Annotated in this window: 16 protein-coding genes and 1 tRNA gene; 9 read left to right on the forward strand and 8 right to left on the reverse strand. The window is 38.3% G+C overall.

Annotated elements, in window-relative coordinates; translation table 11 throughout:
• Positions 1–80 precede the first annotated feature (80 nt).
• From mnmA to G4420_RS06490, 3 genes are all read left to right on the forward strand, one after another.
• Positions 81–1130, forward strand: coding sequence for a tRNA 2-thiouridine(34) synthase MnmA (gene mnmA, locus G4420_RS06480; RefSeq protein WP_163322721.1), 1050 nt, complete (start codon positions 81–83; stop codon positions 1128–1130).
• Between the two features lie 519 nt (positions 1131–1649).
• A complete protein-coding gene (locus tag G4420_RS06485; protein WP_163322722.1) occupies positions 1650–2387 on the forward strand; it encodes an acetylxylan esterase in 738 nt (245 codons plus the stop codon).
• Positions 2388–2440: 53 nt separating this feature from the next.
• Positions 2441–3889 carry a family 43 glycosylhydrolase gene (locus tag G4420_RS06490; RefSeq protein ID WP_163322723.1) on the forward strand — a complete coding sequence of 483 codons (1449 nt, stop codon included), beginning with the start codon at positions 2441–2443 and terminating at the stop codon, positions 3887–3889.
• Between the two features lie 64 nt (positions 3890–3953).
• Here G4420_RS06490 and rsgA read toward each other — a convergent pair whose 3' ends face one another.
• The 8 genes from rsgA to G4420_RS06530 all read right to left on the reverse strand — a co-directional run bounded on the left by rsgA (position 3954) and on the right by G4420_RS06530 (position 12830).
• Positions 3954–4904 carry a ribosome small subunit-dependent GTPase A gene (gene rsgA, locus G4420_RS06495; protein WP_163322724.1) on the reverse strand — a complete coding sequence of 317 codons (951 nt, stop codon included), beginning with the start codon at positions 4902–4904 and terminating at the stop codon, positions 3954–3956.
• A 239-nt stretch (positions 4905–5143) separates the two neighbouring features.
• The gene (gene tdh, locus G4420_RS06500; protein WP_163322725.1) at positions 5144–6172 is read right to left on the reverse strand and encodes an L-threonine 3-dehydrogenase; all 1029 of its coding nucleotides are present in this window, start codon (positions 6170–6172) and stop codon (positions 5144–5146) included.
• 177 nt (positions 6173–6349) lie between these two features.
• Positions 6350–7582: an ABC transporter permease gene (locus tag G4420_RS06505; RefSeq protein WP_163322726.1), complete on the reverse strand. Its 1233-nt coding sequence runs from the start codon at positions 7580–7582 to the stop codon at positions 6350–6352.
• A gap of 38 nt (positions 7583–7620) precedes the next feature.
• Positions 7621–7965, reverse strand: a complete 345-nt coding sequence (rbfA, locus tag G4420_RS06510; protein ID WP_163322727.1) for a 30S ribosome-binding factor RbfA — start codon at positions 7963–7965, stop codon at positions 7621–7623.
• Between the two features lie 95 nt (positions 7966–8060).
• Positions 8061–9581 carry an STN and carboxypeptidase regulatory-like domain-containing protein gene (locus G4420_RS06515; RefSeq protein ID WP_163322728.1) on the reverse strand — a complete coding sequence of 507 codons (1521 nt, stop codon included), beginning with the start codon at positions 9579–9581 and terminating at the stop codon, positions 8061–8063.
• Positions 9581–11149, reverse strand: a complete 1569-nt coding sequence (locus G4420_RS06520; RefSeq protein ID WP_163322729.1) for an aspartyl protease family protein — start codon at positions 11147–11149, stop codon at positions 9581–9583. The genes G4420_RS06515 and G4420_RS06520 overlap by 1 nt, the downstream gene beginning before the upstream one ends.
• A gap of 12 nt (positions 11150–11161) precedes the next feature.
• Positions 11162–12205 carry a FecR family protein gene (locus G4420_RS06525; RefSeq protein ID WP_163322730.1) on the reverse strand — a complete coding sequence of 348 codons (1044 nt, stop codon included), beginning with the start codon at positions 12203–12205 and terminating at the stop codon, positions 11162–11164.
• Between the two features lie 43 nt (positions 12206–12248).
• Positions 12249–12830, reverse strand: coding sequence for an RNA polymerase sigma-70 factor (locus tag G4420_RS06530; protein ID WP_163322731.1), 582 nt, complete (start codon positions 12828–12830; stop codon positions 12249–12251).
• Between the two features lie 144 nt (positions 12831–12974).
• On the opposite strand from G4420_RS06530, the gene G4420_RS06535 reads away from it, so the two are divergent.
• From G4420_RS06535 to G4420_RS06560, 6 genes are all read left to right on the forward strand, one after another.
• Positions 12975–14354 carry an MFS transporter gene (locus G4420_RS06535; RefSeq protein WP_163322732.1) on the forward strand — a complete coding sequence of 460 codons (1380 nt, stop codon included), beginning with the start codon at positions 12975–12977 and terminating at the stop codon, positions 14352–14354.
• 61 nt (positions 14355–14415) lie between these two features.
• Positions 14416–14499 (forward strand) — tRNA-Leu (locus G4420_RS06540).
• A gap of 478 nt (positions 14500–14977) precedes the next feature.
• Entirely contained in the window at positions 14978–15421 is a 444-nt protein-coding gene (locus G4420_RS06545; RefSeq protein WP_163322733.1) for a phage integrase SAM-like domain-containing protein, read from the forward strand.
• A gap of 288 nt (positions 15422–15709) precedes the next feature.
• Positions 15710–16225, forward strand: coding sequence for an IS982 family transposase (locus tag G4420_RS06550; RefSeq protein ID WP_163322734.1), 516 nt, complete (start codon positions 15710–15712; stop codon positions 16223–16225).
• Positions 16226–17027: 802 nt separating this feature from the next.
• Positions 17028–17609: an RNA polymerase sigma factor gene (locus G4420_RS06555; RefSeq protein WP_163322735.1), complete on the forward strand. Its 582-nt coding sequence runs from the start codon at positions 17028–17030 to the stop codon at positions 17607–17609.
• A 68-nt stretch (positions 17610–17677) separates the two neighbouring features.
• Positions 17678–18772, forward strand: a complete 1095-nt coding sequence (locus G4420_RS06560; RefSeq protein ID WP_163322736.1) for a FecR family protein — start codon at positions 17678–17680, stop codon at positions 18770–18772.
• Positions 18773–18893 lie beyond the last annotated feature (121 nt).

An 18893-nucleotide genomic window follows, 5' to 3' on the forward strand; every position in this document is an offset into this window, starting at 1 on the left:
ACCGGATCCTATCAGCTGATCAAACCAAAACTTAGAAGTGAGTTTATTGAATACCGTTAAAAATTTACAATCATATTGAAATGAATAAGCGTGTTTTGCTGGGGATGAGTGGAGGAATTGACAGTTCTGTTTCGGCGATGTTATTACAAGAGCAGGGTTTTACTGTTATTGGAGTTACATTTCTTTTTAGTGGTACCGATGATCAAAATCATCACTTTTTAAAAGATGCTACTGATTTGGCTAATCGCTTAAAAATTCAACACATTACCATAGATCTGCGAAAGGAGTTTGAAGAATATGTTATTCGTTACTTTATCGACGAATATATAAACGGTCGCACACCTTTCCCGTGTGCATATTGTAACCCTAAGCTGAAATTTAAATACCTGGACAAATACGCGAATGCAATGAATTGCGATTCAATCGCTACCGGACATTATGTGAAAACCGGAATCTATAATGGACAGGAATATATCTTTCAGGGTGAGGATCCGGAAAAAGATCAATCCTTTTTTCTTTGGGGATTGCCTCGCGAGATCATCGATAAACTGATTTTTCCATTGGGTAACTTAAAAAAAACCGAGATTAGGAATCTGGCCCGGGAAAAAGGATTTTTATCCTTGTCGGAAAAAAAAGACAGCCTGGGGATATGTTTTATTGAGGGAAATGATTACCGTCAATTTCTAAAAAAGAGGGGCATAAAATCGCAACCCGGAAATTTTGTTGACCAATTCGGGAACATTTTGGGTGAGCATAAGGGAATTTTCAATTATACCATCGGACAACGTCGCGGATTGGGACTGAATCTTAATTTTCCGCTATTTGTAGCCGAATTTCGTCTAGATGACAACGAAATTGTGTTGGCAAAATACGACGATTTGTACCGCTCTAAACTCCTTCTTGAGAATTATTATATACTTGATAAAGAGATAGTTGATAGCGATTTGAAACTAATAGTAAAGGTGCGTTACAGGCTTCAGGAAACCCCCTGTAATTTGCATATTTTAAACGATACTGTGGCACAGGTCGAATTATTAGAACCTGAAGCCATGATTGCACCCGGACAAACTGCAGTATTTTATCATAACGACAGATTGATTGGTGGTGGATTTATAAAATCAGCAGAATAGATATTATCTATTAAAAGATCCGATCGGATACAGATTCTTTAAAGAATCGAATTTTGTTTATAACTGAAATAACTACCCTCAAGATTCAGAAAACAGTTTTCTCCATTATGATTTATTAAGACACAATTGGTATAAGAGCGAATCTTTAATTTTATATCAAGACTATTAAACTTATGTTTTTCTAAAAAGTCAGTTCTATTTAATACTAAATAATCAAATAATCGAACTAGTGGCCATTCACCCGTTTCCGGAGGTGGATTATAACAAATGGATCGATTGGCAATTGTCAGTTATTCAGTTTGAAGTGTCATAGAGTCTTTTTATTCCCTGAAATGATGAAATATGTGTAAAAATAGAAATCAAATATTCAAAAACTAAAATCCCAAAACCTACATCGACTTAATTTTGAAGAAAAAGTACACGGTTTCCATACCTGAAAATGAGGAGTAATGGAATTATGACCATTCGCAATATTGATTAATAAAAAAAATAAATCTTAAACTCTGAAAAGATGTAATTATGAACGTAAGACAAAAGACTTTTTTATTGGCGCTTAGCCTTTTTATTCTGGTTGGTTCTGAATTAAAAGCCCAACAAGGAAGACCAGGACGTCAGATGGATGATCCTGCTTTAACCGATACTACAGGAAGAAGTATCGATGCTTATTTTACTCCGGTATCGCTTGAAGAAAGTACCCCGGATAAGGATGGTTTTATTCAACGTTGGTTACTATTAGAACCAATTAGTAAACCCAACCGTAGTAATACTGTATTTACCGACAGCTATCTTCGTGCAGCATTCGATACGCTTTATTTCCCGAACCAGTTTACTATTCTGCCTAAAGATGGTGACATAGTAAAAGTGGGGGAAACTGAACTGGCCTGGCATGCATTGGACAGTAAGTTATTCAACGTTAAATTATTCCGTTTCGCTTATGGATTAACTAAACCCATTTACGGAGTGGTGTTTTGGGCAGTAACCGTTGTTAACGCGCCTGAGGACATGGAAAATGTGAGAATGGCAGTGGGTTCAAACTCAGCATCGATGTGGTGGTTAAACGGGGACGAAACATTACTGCTTTCTGGCGACAGACGTATGGTAATGGATGATTGTGTATCTTCCCGATTAACACTTAAGAAAGGGAAAAATATTGTCCGTGGCGTTGTAATTAACGGGCCGGGAATGAGCGATTTTTGTGTTCGTTTTCTGGATGAAAAAGGCGAGCCAATCAAAAACATCACAGTTACCTGTGAATAACATTGTTTAGTCAAACTATTTTAAATCTAAATTGAATCGAAATTGGAATTATTATGAAACAAATCAGAATATTGGGCTCAATAGCTCTTTTATCGCTGTTAATCTGCGAAACAGTAATGGCACAAGTAGGCAAACCATATATACATGACCCTTCAACTATAATGGAATGCGACGGTAAGTATTATACTTTTGGAACAGGTAGAGGTGGTTTAATATCCGAAGATGGTTGGGTATGGAATGGCGGGGGAGTAAGACCCGGTGGTGGTGCTGCTCCTGATGCAATGAAAATAGGTGACCGTTACATTGTAGTTTATGGCGCAACCGGTGGTGGCCTGGGAGGCGGACATAATGGAAGAATTCTAACCATGTGGAACAAAACACTCGATCCAAATTCTCCTGATTTTGAATATTCAGAACCTATTGAAGTGGTAAAATCGGAAGGAATGGAAGATAATGATGCCATTGATCCGGGATTGTTGCTCGATCCTACGACAGGGCGCTTATGGTGTTCGTACGGAACTTATTTTGGCTTTATTCGTCTTATTGAGCTTGATCCTGAAACTGGGAAACGTGTTGAAGGTAATGAGGCAATAGATATTGCCATCGATTGCGAGGCAACAACCATGATGTACCGTAACGGATGGTATTATCTGCTGGGTACACACGGAACCTGCTGCGATGGTGCCAACTCTACTTACAATATTGTAGTTGGCCGTTCAAAAGAAGTAACCGGCCCGTATGTTGATAATATGGGAAGAGAAATGCTTAAAGGCGGTGGAAAAATGGTTATTGCTGCCGGTGGAAGAGTTACCGGTCCTGGCCATTTCGGATTAATAACTATTGATGAAGGCGTTCAAAAAATGTCATGCCATTTTGAAGCTGATTTAGATCGTAGTGGCCGCAGTGTACTTGGGATTCGTCCGTTACTTTGGAAAAATGACTGGCCGGTTGCAGGTGATCCGTTTAAAGAAGGAACTTACGAAATTGAATCGGAAAGAAGAGGATATGCTTTGGAATTAGTGGTTGATTTTGTGCGTATGCCACGTGGAACACACCGGTTTTGGGAAGATGCAGACAAACCGGTTGAACCTATTCCTTCGCAAACTTTAGAAGATGTAATCGACACCTGGCCAAAAGGAGACATAGGTGTAAGAATTGGTGATTATATGTTCCGTCCGCACCAACGATGGACGATAACTGCAGTACCTGAAGCCGGTGGATATTTGGGTGGGCCTTACTATAAAATCGTTATTGAAGGAACAGAACGTGCATTGGCAGCAACAGCAGATGCTGAAGTAATTGCAGTACCTGAATTTACAGGCGCTGACGAGCAATTGTGGAGAATTGAGCAATTAATTGACGGTACGTACAGAATAATGCCTAAGGTAGTTCCAAATTCAGATAAAAAGCTGGCGTTGGTATCATCAGGTGACAGTACACCTACGCTTGCTGAATTTGATTTTAACAGTGACAATTCTAAATGGAATTTTAGGGATCACTAGAATAAGGATAAAAATATTTTAGCGAAAGGCGCTGGTTGATTCAACTTGCGCCTTTCTTTTTTGCTTAAAATGCAGGTCGGTGTTTATCATCCGGTTCCAGTAATCCCAGGTAACTTCTGAAACGGGAAGGAGCGATCTGATAGTTTTCCACGGCTTCTTTAACGGCACAACCGGGTTCGTGAGTATGCGAGCAATTGTTGTACTGGCAATGCTCCGAATATTTAAATATCTCAACAAAATAATGCGAAATCTCCCACGGTTCCATTTCCAAAACACCAAAGGCTTTAATTCCCGGCGTATCGATAATATACCCGCCAAAATTCAGCTTAAACAGTTGAGAATAGGTAGTGGTATGTTTTCCGGTTTTGTGTGAGTCGGAAATCTCCATGGTCCTCAGATTCAAACCCGGCTGAATAAGATTAATGAGTGTAGATTTTCCAACACCGCTATGACCGTTAATTACGTTGGTTTTGTCTTTTAAAGCTTCTTTAAACTCTTCGATACCGGTTCCTTCTTTAGCCGACGTTTTAAGGCATTTATAGCCGATATTGCGGTAGATCTGCATCAACAGGTCCATCTCTTCCGTTTCGTCTTCGTTATAGCGGTCTGCTTTGTTAAAAACAATCATAACCGGAATACGGTACGCCTCGGCTGATGCCAGGTAACGATCGATAAAAGTGGTTGTGGTAACCGGGTATTGCATGGTTACTACCAAAACGGCCTGGTCGATGTTGGCAGCAATAATATGTGCCTGTTTCGAAAGATTGATAGATCGGCGAATAATGTAATTTTTGCGTTCGTTGATTTTGGTAATCAAACCAACTTGTGCCACATTTTCGTCGGCAGACACGTTTTGGAGCGTAAATCCCACACGATCGCCCACGGCAACGGGGTTTGTGTTTCGAATTCCTTTAATGCGAAATTTGCCCTTTATTTTGCATTCGTAGGTATTTCCGTTTTCATCCTCCACGGTGTACCAGCTACCGGTCGATTTTATTACTAATCCTTCTTTCAAGCTCTTTAATTTTCTGCAAAGGTAGTTTTTCTGATGTTTATCAGGAAATTTCCCGAAACACCTGATGATTTTTCACGTGGAACAATGGTGGAACAACAAATGAAATGAAGATTATGTGTTTAGTATGGTTATTTATGAATATCGAATGATGATTAACGAATTAAGATTTTAGAAGTAAAGAGCTAATAGAACCATTCACATCTGAAATCAAAATTCGTTAATCAAAATTCATCATTCTCTTATTCCCAATCCAAAATGATCTTTCCGCAGTCGCCTGATTCCATAATTTCAAAGGCTTCCTGGTAATCGTCGGCTTTAAATCGGTGGGTAATAATAGGCGAGATATCGAGGCCGGTGGTAAGCATCATTTCCATGTGGTACCAGGTTTCGTACATTTCGCGGCCATAAATTCCTTTAAGTGTTAATCCTTTGAAAATGAGTTTACTCCAGTTTATTTGAGTACGTTCGGGCAGCAAACCAAGCAAACTGATCTTTCCGCCGTTGTACATGTGATTTACCATGTCGTTAAAGGCAATCGGCGAACCCGAGCATTCCAATCCAATATCGAAACCACTCACCATATGATGTACTTGCATGGCTTCTTTAATGCTTTCTTTGGTAGGATCGATAACACGCGTGGCACCCATTTTTCGGGCCAGATCGCGACGGTATTTACTTAAATCGGTGCCGATGATATTACGTGCTCCGGCAAATTTGCAAATTGCTGCTGCCATGGCTCCAATCGGCCCGCCAATGCCGGTAATTAATACATCCTCGCCCAGTAAAGGAAACGATAAAGCGGTGTGTGTGGCATTTCCCAGCGGATCCATAATCGCCATCATCTCATCCGAAATCCGGTCATCAACATGCAGCACGTTTTTCGCCGGAACTGAAATATATTCAGCAAAACCACCATCGCGGTTTACTCCAATTCCAATGGTATTGTCGCAAATATGCTGACGACCGCGCCTGCAGTTTCGGCAAAATCCACACGAAATATGACCTTCAACGGTAACACGTTCACCCACTTTTACGCGGTCAACTTCCGAGCCCACTTCAACAACGGTTCCCATGTATTCGTGGCCAATAGTTACCGGCGTTTTAATGGTTTGTTGCGCCCATTCGTCCCATTTGTAAATATGTAAATCGGTGCCGCAAATGGCTGATTTATGTACTTTCAGGAGAATATCGTTGGGTCTGACAGTAGGCATCGGAACATCTTCCATCCAAATGCCTTTTTCAGGTTTACTTTTTACAATTGCTTTCATTCGTTAGTATTTATATTTTTCGGCAACTCATGTAACTCGCTATAATCACAAGGTTTATCAGAAAAAGTTGTAGAAGCTCGTTTCATTTACATATAACTTGTTAGATGTTATCAGGTGCAAGTTAAAACAAAAATATGGCTGAAAATCTAAGGAAAGTCAGTTTTGAAAATTCTTCAATCATGCGATATTTGAAGGAGCTAACTGTTTGTTCGACATGAATTTAACGGGGTACCATGAGGCAATAAATCCAATAATTAAAACCGCGGCAAATGCCAAAATGATGTCGGTAAAAATGATATGAACCGGGTAGGCCGAAATAACAAATGAACCACCGGCACCCGGCAATTTTATCAGGCCAAAAGCATTTTGTAACCAGCACACAAAAACACCCAGGATGGTACCTAAAACTCCTCCTGCCAGCGAAATTAACCAGCCTTCGTAAAGAAAAATCCGGTTTATTTGTTCTTCCTGCAAGCCCATGCTTCCCAAAATAGAAATGTCCTCTTTTTTATCGATATAAAGCATGGTTAGATTGCCGATCATATTCCCCGAAGCCAGCAGCAAAATAAATACAAGGATAAAATATACCGCCCATTTTTCCGATTTCATGGTTTTAAATACCAAATCGTGTTGCTGTTCTTTATTTTTCACGTGAAACCCGGGGCCGACAATTTCTTCCAGTTTATCCTGAATAGCATCAACATCGGTTCCGTCGGCAACGGACAATTCAATGGCAGAAATGTTGTTTTCACTCTCAAAAAGCCGGGTGGCAAACGCTTTCGATACCAGCATGTATTTGGCATCCACATCTTCGAGCACAGCAAACACCGCCGACGGAAACAGGTAGTCGTGGTTAAAAGCCCGTGAAGGATTTAGTGAAACCTGTTTCCCTTTTTTGGGCACATAAACATGCAGCGGATCGAGAAAGGAAACGCCAACGCCAAGATTATTGGCAATTCCGCGGCCCACAACAGCGTAATCTATTCCGTCTTTTTTGAGGTAATATTCGCCTTCAATCAGCAATTTATCGATATTCGTATAATCCGGATAATTATCGGGAACACCTTTAATTGTTGCCGCAAACTGGCGTTTTCCATAGCGCAACAAAGCAACTTCTTCAACAACTTCTGCATACGAGACTACGTCGGGTAAGGCTTTAATTTGTTCAATATCAATAGTATTGGGATCAAACATTTTCCCTTCAACCGACGAAATTTTAATATCAGGATCGAAGTCGCTGTAGAACACGCCAATCAGATCGGTAAACCCGTTTAATACCGAAACAATGATGATAATTGCCATGGTACCTACCACAATTCCAGCCATCGAAATCCATGATATTATGTTAATAATATTTTGTTTCTTTTTCGAGAACAAGTATCGTTTTGCTATGAAAAATGGTAAGTTCAAACGCCGGTGTTTTGTTTGAAAACGAAAAGTTTTGGAAACTATTTTTTCAGCAGGTTATCAATATTGTCGATATAATCGAGGCTGTCGTCTATGTAAAATTCCAGATCAGGAATAACACGCAGGCTTTTTCCAGTTTTTCGGCCCAGTTCGCCACGCAATTGTTTGCCCGTAAGTTTGATTTCTTCCAATATTTCCTTGGCAAATTCCGAGGGAAAAATACTGAGGTGAATGCGCGCAATGGATAGATCTTTTGTAATGCGCACTCCGGTAACGCTAAGCAATTTACCCGGGAAACGTTCTTTGTTTACTTTTAAAAGGATTTCGGCCATCTCGCGTTGAATGAGCCTTGAGATTTTATTCTGTCTTGTGCTGTATTGTTCCATTGTTTCTGATTATAAGCCACAAAATTACGCAAAAACCTTGGAATAGTAAGATAATACCATTATTAACGCTCATTCGCCATTAAAATTGGAATAAATCAGTTAAACAGCGATTGTTTAAAAGCATTTCGCAGGCTTTCGTTCGGTTTAATGATGTTGTAGTTTTCCCAGAATTTTTCGTCGTAGGCACCCAAAACCTCCACAAAAATGTCGTTGCGGGTAAAACGTTCGTCTTTATTGAAACGCTTTAAATCAGTGGGTTGAATATTGGTGATTAACAGGTCGGAGACGCTGTGAAACTCGGAGTTTATGCGGTCTCTTTTGCTTCGGACTTTAAATTTTACCGAAGCTTTTGCCGAAGCCAAATGCCATTTTCCCTGGTATTGCCGGTAATTAACCTGGTAATTTACGTAGGTTGGCCGCGCTTTCACATTTCGTGGTTTCTTTTTAATCATAATCTCCTCGGCCTTTTTTAATCCCACCTTATCTAAGTGGTAATTGGCATGCACCAAGGCAAATGTTTCACGATGAACATACATTTCGCCTTCAAAAGGCGGGTAAAATTCGCCGGATTGAGCTTGAAATTTTACCACATAAACCGGTTGGTTTTCATACAATATCACATCGCTGATCTGATATTCATACACACGCTCGTATTCGGGATCAATAAAAGTTTCAACGGTTTTTACGGCATCCAGTTCGGTAATGGTAAAGGGGCCTCCCATCAGTTTGAAATTCAGCCACTTAAAAGGTTGAACTTCTCGACTTTTTCGCCCTTTTAACAAACGCACCAAATCTCCGCGAGAGGTGCCAATATAAGGTGCTTTTAACACTTCCATCACCGCTTCCGAAACACTTATATAATTTTTATCTTGTTTAACAGTTTCGCGGTAAAAGGCTGTCATCAGTTTGCTTGATGGCGTATAATTCTTTTCATAATTGGCCCGCATATTCTTCAACAATTTTTCGGGTGTGATTGCTGTAACTTTTATCTCCTTTATTTTTATTGAAGCCGGTTCAAGAATAAAAAGATCTTCATCGAGCAACTGGTTGGCCGGTAACAACTTTTGCTCGTACCCCATGCACGAAATAACAATGGTATCGGCGATATACGCCGGATGAACTTTAAGCAAAAACTCGCCATCGGTATTACTGATAGTACCAATTGGTTTATCTAAAATAGATATCGATGCAAACTCAACGGGCCGCCCTTTTCGGCTTTCAATTAACTTACCCGACAGAAAAAAATACTTAACCGGAACTGAATCCTGTACTGCCGGCAGCGTTTTATCGTCTGATATTCGGGTAATAATTACCTGGTTTTGCAACTCGCTAAAACGATATTGGGTGGTGTCGAGCAAAGTATTCAGAACGGTGTATAGCGACTTATCCTGGGCCGAAATACTTACTTTTTGCGCAGGATTGAAAATAGTGGCATCGTAGGAAAAAAATACATTTGCCTGCCAACTGATCTGTTCCAAAACAAAATCGAGCGACTGATCGGTTTGATAAATACTTATGCGGCGCTCGAAAATAGAGCCATCCTGTTGTTGGCCTTTTGTAGTAAAAGATAGCAACAGGATGGTTACAAATATGATCAGTTGTTTTACTTGTTTCATTAAAACATCTTTTTCAGCTCAAAAGAAGTTTTAAACTCTTCTCCATTACGTAATACAGTGAGTTTAATTTTTTTGTCTTCACGGCTTTGAAGCAGCAGGTTAATATCATTTAACTCCAACGACTGGTGATTACTGCTGTTAATACGAATAATCTGGTCGTTTTCCTGCAGCCCGGCAATGTGTGCGGGCGAATTTTCACGGATATCGGCAATGGTGAAAATGGGTAACCCGGGCATCGGATTGGTAACTTCCATTCCACTCATATTGTAATTAAAGTCCTCCTTAATTTTATTATTTGGGCGTAGTGTTAATCGGCTGTTTCTATAGTCGATTGTAACATAAAAGCGCCTTAAAATTTCTGCGCCAATGGTTCCGTTCCTGCCGTTCACGGATATCAGGCTATCGATATTTTTGGAGTTCGGAAAGGCTACAATTGGTTTTGTAAGCAGCAGTGGCCCAACCCAAATTGCATCAATACGTCCTTTTGTTCCGTACAGGTCGCCATTTAAACCGCGGCCCAAAAATGTTTCAATGTGTTTTTGCGGCAGATTAATACGTTCGTCTGAACTTTCTGATAACCAAAGCGCATCGCTGGCACCGGTGTCAACCAATAGTTTTACCGGAACTTCTTTCATTTCGTCGGTAACAATTGTGGTGCGCACAAAAGGTTTGTTTCCATCAAAATGTAAGGGCATAATAATGTCTTTGTCGCGGTCGCGGTACTTGTAATATTCAGGTTTGTACAATGTCAGTTTTTCATTCAGGTAATCAACTTTTACAATGTAATCTTTAAACAGGTTAAAGCCAATCAATCCGTGAACCGGAATACCTAACATGTGCGAAATCTGGAAGTTCTCATCGATAATCATTTGTACTTCCTGGTTACGCGCGGTTAATCCGTCGATATGCATAACGTTATTGCCCGAACGATAAGCTGTTAACGATTCTCCTTCTCCAAGTCCTTGTACCTTAACCGGCATCATGTAGTTCAAATTCAGTTTGTTAATAAACGGAAGCTCGGTAATAATCGGATATCGTACGCCTGTGTCGAGAATAAAATTCAGCGTATCCGAATCATTAATATTCACCGGAATGATAATTAAGTTACTGGCCGATTTAAATTTTATGGTGATTTGTTTATCACGCGGATTATCGAAAAGAAAACCACGATTGGTACTGGCAAATTGTTGCGTGGTATTTTCGTATTCCATACTCTCATCGATAGGAACGTAATCGCGCACTACCAGCAGGTTATCTTCAATTTCAAAAAGCAGGTAGAAATCTTTCATCAGTTTATCGAGCACATATTTTAATGGCTTGTTCGATACGTTTAAACTGATTTTTTTATCCGCAACCATTTCTGCGTTGTACGAGTAATCAATGTCCAGGTATTTACAGATCTTTTCAATAACATCCGAAAGTGGCTCGTCTTCAGCATAAATACTGATGTTTTGATCGAGCGCCTGGCTCTTTGTATCCTGGGCAAAACTGGTGTTAGGTACCACTAACAATGCCAGCAAGGCCATTAGGACAATAATTTTTATTTTATTCCATTTTATTGGTTTCATGACTTTAAAGCTTTACTGATTGTTTGTACGGCTCATTAAAGTGTAATGTTTGCCTTCAACCGATAAATCCAGATCAAATGTGAGCCGAATTACATTTAAAACGAAATCAACCGGTTTCTGATCAAAATGACCTTCGTATAAGAGGTCGTTTAGCTCCGGTTCCATCACGTCGATATCAATGTGGTAAGCTTTTTCAAGACATTCAACCACTTCGTGTAACGGAACAGTGTTAAAAATGAGGTCGTGTGTTTTCCAGGACAGGAAATTCGGATCGCTGTTCACCGTTTTCATCAGTTCGCAGTTTGATACATGCAGCGTTCCTTTTTCGCCGGGAGACAAAAATACCTCGCGGCTTTCCATTTCAGGAATATCGTTTTTGCTGATTACCTGAACTTTACCTGTTTTAACAATAACCTCAACAGTTTCTGCGTCCGGGTATGCACTAACGTTAAAAGAGGTACCTAAAACTTTAACCTGTGCATTGCCGGCATTTATTACAAACGGTTTTTCGGGATTACGCTGAACATCAAAAAATGCTTCGCCAATGATGGTAACTTCGCGGGTGTTGCCTTTAAACTTTTTCGGAAACAGCAGTTTCGAATCGTTGTTTAAAGTAACCACCGAACCATCGGGTAAAACATATTCGTTCAATACCTGATCTTTGGCCGAGATCGTTTCGCTGTAATAAGCCTTTTCCGGATTGTGGAAACCAAGGTAATATACAACTGAACCCAATAAAAGTGCGATAACAACTATTGCAGCATATTTGTAAAATTGTGCAATAACCTCCTTTCTTGTTTTTTGTAGCTGAATAGATCGAACTTTAGCAGGGCTTATTTGTGTATGTACAGATTTCCAGGCTGTTTCGTCATCGAATTTTTTTGCCTGGTAGTAGGAATCTACTTTATTGAGCATGTTTTTATACTGCTCAAACTCCGCCCGGTTTTTATCAGATTGATTTAACCAGGTCTCCACCTCATTATTTTCCTGCGAACTGGTTTCGTTACTCAAATATTTGGTAACCAGTTCCCAATCAAATTTTTCTATGTTCTCCATTTTTCCCATCTCGTTTAAATGACAATACACAAGTAATTTACCCCTAAATATTTTTTGTCCTGCTAACAAAAAAGTAGAAGATGAAGGTGTTATATTTGTTTAATTTATCTCGTAATGATTTGATTGCCAAACTTATTTGTGCTTCAACTGTTTTGATTGAAATATTTAATTTTTCGGCAATTTCGCGGTATTTTAATCCTTCTTCGCGGCTCAACCTGAATATTTCGCGACGTTTTTCGGGCAGTTCTTCAATGCTTTTGGCAATGTCGGCAGCCAGGTCAACTTCAATATAATCATTGTTAAAACTGTTTATTTCCGATTCGGCAATCATTTTTTGAGCATACAATAATTTTATATTACTATGTTTAATGTGATTCAGGCAAAGGTTTTTTACCGAACGAAAAAGATAGTTTTTTAGCGACGTTTCAACTTTAAGATCGGCCCGGCGCTCCCAAAACTTCACAAACAAATCCTGAACGATTTCTTCGGCAGCCACATCATCGTTAATTAGTTTAGTGGCAAAGTTGCACAGGTATCCGTAATACAGTTTAAACAGCTTTTCAAAAGCTTTTTCATCGCCCTGCTGAATATTTTCGAATAGATTGTTTTCTTCGAATGAGTTCATGTACAATTAGTTCTAACGGTATTTGCGAAGGTATGAAAAAGAAATACTTTGCAAAAGATTGAAATTATGTTTAAGAAATTTATATCATTTTGTGCTTTCGATTAAGCTGCTATTTTTGCTGATCTTAACTATCATTTAACAAGAATGGAAAAGAAAGTAAAAGTGAAGTTCCCCAAGGCTTTTTGGGTGGCTAATGCAGTGGAGTTATTAGAGCGAGCTGCGTATTATGGTGTGTTTATCGTTATCACACTTTATTTATCGCGAATTTTAGGATTTAACGATTTTCAGGCTGCAATTCTGGCCGGATCTTTTTCGGCAGGACTTTACTTTTTACCAACATTTGCCGGAGCTGTGGCCGATAAAATTGGCTTTAAAAAATCTTTGCTCATCGCTTTTACATTACTTTCTATTGGCTACTTTTCGATGGGTATACTACCAACAATGCTCGAATCATCAGGTCTGGTTGAATATACTAAAACAACCCAGTTTAATGGGCTTCGTGAAAGTAATTTGAAATGGATTATCATTCCGATAATGATAGTGATTATGATTGGCGGATCGTTCATAAAATCGTGTATTACCGGAACCGTAGCTCGCGAAACGACCAAAGAAACCCGCGCACAAGGCTACTCCATTTTTTATATGATGGTAAACATCGGTGCTTTTTCGGGTAAAACCATTGTAAAACCATTGCGCGATGCCATGGGTAATGAAGGACTGGTTACGCTAAACTACTTTGCCGGAGGAGTCACCCTTTTGGCTGTAATATTGGTGGCCCTATTTTACAAAGCAAGTCGTTCACACGAAGAACCGAAGAGCTTTTCACAGATATTCGATGCATTGATTAAAGTGCTTTCAAATGCACGTTTAATAATCCTGATTCTTATTATTACCGGCTTTTGGATGGTGCAACACCAATTGTATGCTACCATGCCAAAATATGTATTGCGACTGGCAGGCGAGGGTAGTGCCATTTCGTGGTTTGCCAACGTAAATCCGCTGGTAGTTTTCCTTACAGTTGGTTTTGTTACACAAATGATGCACAATAAAACATCGCTGTTTTCAATGAAAGTGGGAATGTTTATTATGCCGGTTTCTGCACTTTGTATGGCCTCAGGACATTTAATGGGCAGCGATCCTATATTAGGTCTTCATCCCGTTGCTTTTATGATGATTGTAGGTATTGTATTCCAGGGTCTGGCCGAAACGTTTATTTCGCCACGTTACCTGGAGTATTTTTCGCTACAGGCACCAAAAGGCGAAGAGGGTTTGTATCTTGGCTTTAGCCATTTGCACTCGTTCTTGTCATCTATCCTTGGTTTTGGCCTTTCGGGCTGGTTGCTTACCAAATATTGCCCCGATCCCTTACTGTTTGACACACATGCCGAGTGGGAAGCCGCTTCGGTAAATGCACATTATATCTGGTTTTATTTTGTAGGAATTGCTTCTGTATCAGCTATTTCATTAATTGTATATGGAAAAGTGGTAAAATACATCGACCGTAAAAGGCAAATTTTGAATTAATATTTTGCTGATTCGGGTTAAATAATTAGTTTTGCACACCAATTTTCCACAAAGGAAGTTTGCCCGGGTGGCGGAATTGGTAGACGCGCTGGATTCAAAATCCAGTTCTGGCAACGGAGTGCGGGTTCGATTCCCGCCCCGGGTACTTGGTGAAACACCAAAAAACATTAAAAGCGCTTAGATCATTGATTTAAGCGCTTTTTGTTTGGCATAAATATCAAAAAAAGTGCTTTAAAAGCATTTAAAATGCGACAAAATCGAGACCTATGGTTAAATAGATCCGACGGGTCTCGCTAAACGCTGTAACTCGCTGATTCATTTCATTTTAATTGGTTTGATTTGGTTCGTTTTACTGTTTCAAAAGTGGCATTTATAATGTATTTTTAGACAGTGAGCGAGACCTAAATTGTTAAAATTTATGGATTATGAGGATTACAATTGCATTTTTACTTAAAAAATAAAAGTAGCGGGAAGACAGAACTTGTCCCGTTAATGTCAGGTTTACGCTCAATGGAAAACGTGTTGAATTATCGACAAAGCTATTTGTTGATCAAGACTCATAGGATCTGGCCAAAGAAAGAATGTCTGGCTCGACAAATAGCGCGAAGACAGTAAACAATCGATTGGATAAGGTAGCATCTAATATTCTTAATATTTATAATCAGTTTGAAGCCGGGAACAAAAAGTTTGATGTAGTTGATATTAAAAACAAACTTTGCGGCATAGAAGAAGAGCATGGAATAGTTGAAATGTTTGGTGTTTACATGAACACAATAGAATCCAATATTGGCAAAGGTTTTTCAGCAACTACATTAAAACACTATAAAACCTCTAAAACACGTCTTTTAAACTTTTTATCTGACGTTTATGGGAAGAAGGAGTGGAACCTTAGCAACATAGGTTATAAGTTTATTAACGATTTTGATGTATACCTAAAAACCAAATACAACAACTGTGTAAATACTGCCTGGTGTTATCATAAGCACATGAAGAAAGTATTGAATATTGCAGTGGCAATGGTTAATATTGCAACGAATCCATATGTAAAGTTTCAGGTCAAAACATAACAACCGGAAACGATGGTAATAAATGGATTATTATAGACCGAACAAAAAATGGATCAAGATGCAGAGTTCCATTATTGCCTGCAGTTAAAAACATTTATATTCAAAGATAAAAAAGTTATGCATGAATATGATATTCAATATCTTAAAAGTATAACCTCTTGCCAAAAAACTTCTGATATACATAACTAGAAATCAAATTACGACAGATTCTTCCTCAGTACTAAATCTGTCTTTAAAAATCGGATCAACTCTTTCGACAATTTCTATTCTTATAGAAACCTGCCCAAAATGTCTGACTGTCAAATTATTGCTTTTGCTATTACTGGCGAATCGCTTGGAATCGATAGTGAAGCTTTCCTGTGGGCAAAAATCAAAACCGAACATGCAGATGATTTTTTCAACTTAATTGACCGAAGTAACTTTAATCGTAGGAGAAAGCGCTTGTACCCCTTTATTGAAGAGTTGAACAAGCCAATTGCCAGCTATCTCAATGAACGAGAAGACTGTTTCCTTGTCGATTCAGTATTTATATCGGTCAGCAAACATGCCTGTGAACAAAGAAGCAAGGTTTGCAAAGAAAACTTTGAAACGGCTCCCAATAAAGGATATTCTGCTGTAAATAAAACCTGGTATTACGGCCATAAGCTTCATTTACTAACCTCAGCAAGTGGTGTCTTTCACAGTATGAACTTAAGCAAAGCAAGCGTTCATGATGTTCATTACTTATCTCAGGTTAAACACTCTGGCTTAAACAACTGTATATTGCTGGGCGACAAAAGTTATTTATCCAACTCTCACACATGACCTGTTTTCTTCCTGCAATGTAAAACTGGAAACTCCAATGCACTCAAATCAAGAAGATTACACTTTGTATCCACCTGTTTTCAAGAAGTATACAAAAAGGATAGAAACATTGTTTTCTCAACTCGCCGACCAGTTTATGCTGAAACGCAATCATGCCAAGACTCTTATTGGGCTTTCTGTCAGGATATTTACAAAGGTTACTTCGGTAACTTTGTAACAATACATTAATTTATAGAAAGGTAAACCAATAATAATTTCAAATATGCGTTGGCGAGTTAAAGCGTACAACGGGTTAATCGATATATTACTCTGGCATACTATGGGCAACTCCAAGTATTCTAAATTGAGAATAGAGATTGATCAGAGTAGGCCCAAAAGGAATACTTCTGAAGCTTTGATTTAGAAATATCGCATTTTTTTATGAAAATGGATCCAGCAAATTTGAGATTTAGATATAGGTTACTTTAGTGTATGATAGGGAGGTAGATATTTGCTTAATGTTTGTATTTGTTTGGATGTTGGTTCTGTCGCATTTATTCAGCACGATTCTTGAAATAATATTTCACTTTGAATTATGAAGCCATGGAATAAAATGTTTTAAAGGTTGTGTATTTTGAATCAATAATTTCAAAAACGTTCATTTTTTCGGAAGTTATATACAAAATTTCTATATTAAGCCATTAAAACCGATTAAACTGTTGTAATAAAACCTAAATAAAGAAATACAATCAGCTCTTTTTGAAACGATTAGCAGACCTTTTATTTAAACATAATCTAACGTCTAAATTTTTAAACCAACTGTATGGATGAATACGAATTGATTAGCGGCATAAAAAATGGCAATGAACACGCTTATCGTCATCTGTATACAAAATTTTATATCCCATTGTGCTATCATGCACAAAAAATTGTTGCCGAAAAAGACCAGGCTGAGGAGGTAGTCCAGATTACATTTCTAAAATTATGGGAAAACCGTGAAAAATTTACAGTTATTGGTTCCCTTCACTCCTATTTATACAAAGCTGTTATTAATAACAGCATCAACCATATAAAAAGTAAATCGGCAAGATTAAGAAAAAACAATGTACAGCTCGACGACCTGTACGACTATCTGGCAATAAGTCAAGACAATGGCTATTCAATATATATAGCAACAGAGCTAAAAAACAAGATTGAAGATGCAATTGATTCGCTACCCGAAAAATGTCGGGAAATATTTAAAATGAGTCGTTACGAAGGGAAATCGAACGAAGAAATTGCCAACACCTTGGAAGTTTCAAAAAACACCGTTCAGAAACAAATATCGATTGCACTACAAAAACTAAAGGAATCGATAAAAGACTCAATACTAGTACTTTTAGCTATTCCCATAAAAAAAATGTAAATTTTTTCGACTTTTCTTTTACTGCAGCTTACATTTTTTTTGTCTTAATAGTGTAAGCCAGTAAAAAAATGACAAAATTAGACGAACTCATAATTGGATTTTTAAACAATCAACTTGATAGTTCTCAGAAAGAGGAGTTAAAAAAGTTGCTTGACGAAAGCTCTTCCAACAGAAAGCATTTTAAAGAGTTGGAAGGAATATACAATGCCTCTGAAATGGTTGGCAACCACAAAAAATTCAAACCGGATTTTTCCAATAGCCACCTTCGCACTCAAATTTTGGTTGACGAAAAAACCAGGAAAATAAGATCACGCTATCTATACTTTAACATAGCCTCTGTTGCTGCACTTATTTTGGTAGCTCTTATTTTCGCTATTGTTTCGCCAAAAACAAGTTTGTTTAATTCGAACAGCGAAGAAGTGGCATATCAGGAAATTAGTACCCCTAAAGGATCTCGTTCACAACTCGTTCTTATCGATGGAACAAAGGTATGGCTGAATGCCGATAGTAAACTTATTTATCCAAGTAAGTTTAGCGATAGCGAACGTGAAGTAAAACTCATTGGCGAAGCTTATTTTGATGTAAAAACAAATAAGGAAAAACCATTTTATGTTCGTGCAGGCGAAATTAATGTGAAAGCTACCGGAACCACTTTTAACGTTAAAAATTATCCGGATGAAAATCTAATAGAAACCACCTTACTGGAAGGAACTGTGATTATTGAAAAGGCAGCCTTTGAAAACAGCGAGGCAATTGAATTGATAACATTAAAACCAAACGAAAAAATAACCTTAACCAAGGGAGAAAATAGCAGTATAAAAGATTTGATCAGCCTTGCCGATCCAATGGATGAAAACCTTAACGTGGTAGCATTAAAGTCAATTAAAACTGCCGTTTTAACTAAAGATGCCAATGTTGAAAAATCGGTTTCGTGGAAAGACAACAAAGTGATTTTCGAGAAAGAATCATTTGAGATGATTGTTAATCAGCTCGAAAGACGCTTTGGAGTAAACTTCATTTTCAAAAATGAAAGTACGAAGAAAATTCTGTTTACCGGAACTTTCGACGAAGTGAGTATAGAAGGAGCACTGGAAGCAATGAGTTTTGCAACTCCTTTTGCATATGAAATAGAAAATGATTCGATTATAATTTCAAAAAACTAAAAATAACTTAACAATAATGCCTATGTAACAAACAAAAAGGCCAAAAAATGCTACCAACATTCTCTGGCCTTGAAAAATCTAACAAAATGTACACGCTTAAAATGTAACATTAGTGTTAAAC

Origin of the sequence: Draconibacterium mangrovi (assembly GCF_010586825.1) — a bacterium.
GTDB lineage: Bacteria > Bacteroidota > Bacteroidia > Bacteroidales > Prolixibacteraceae > Draconibacterium > Draconibacterium mangrovi.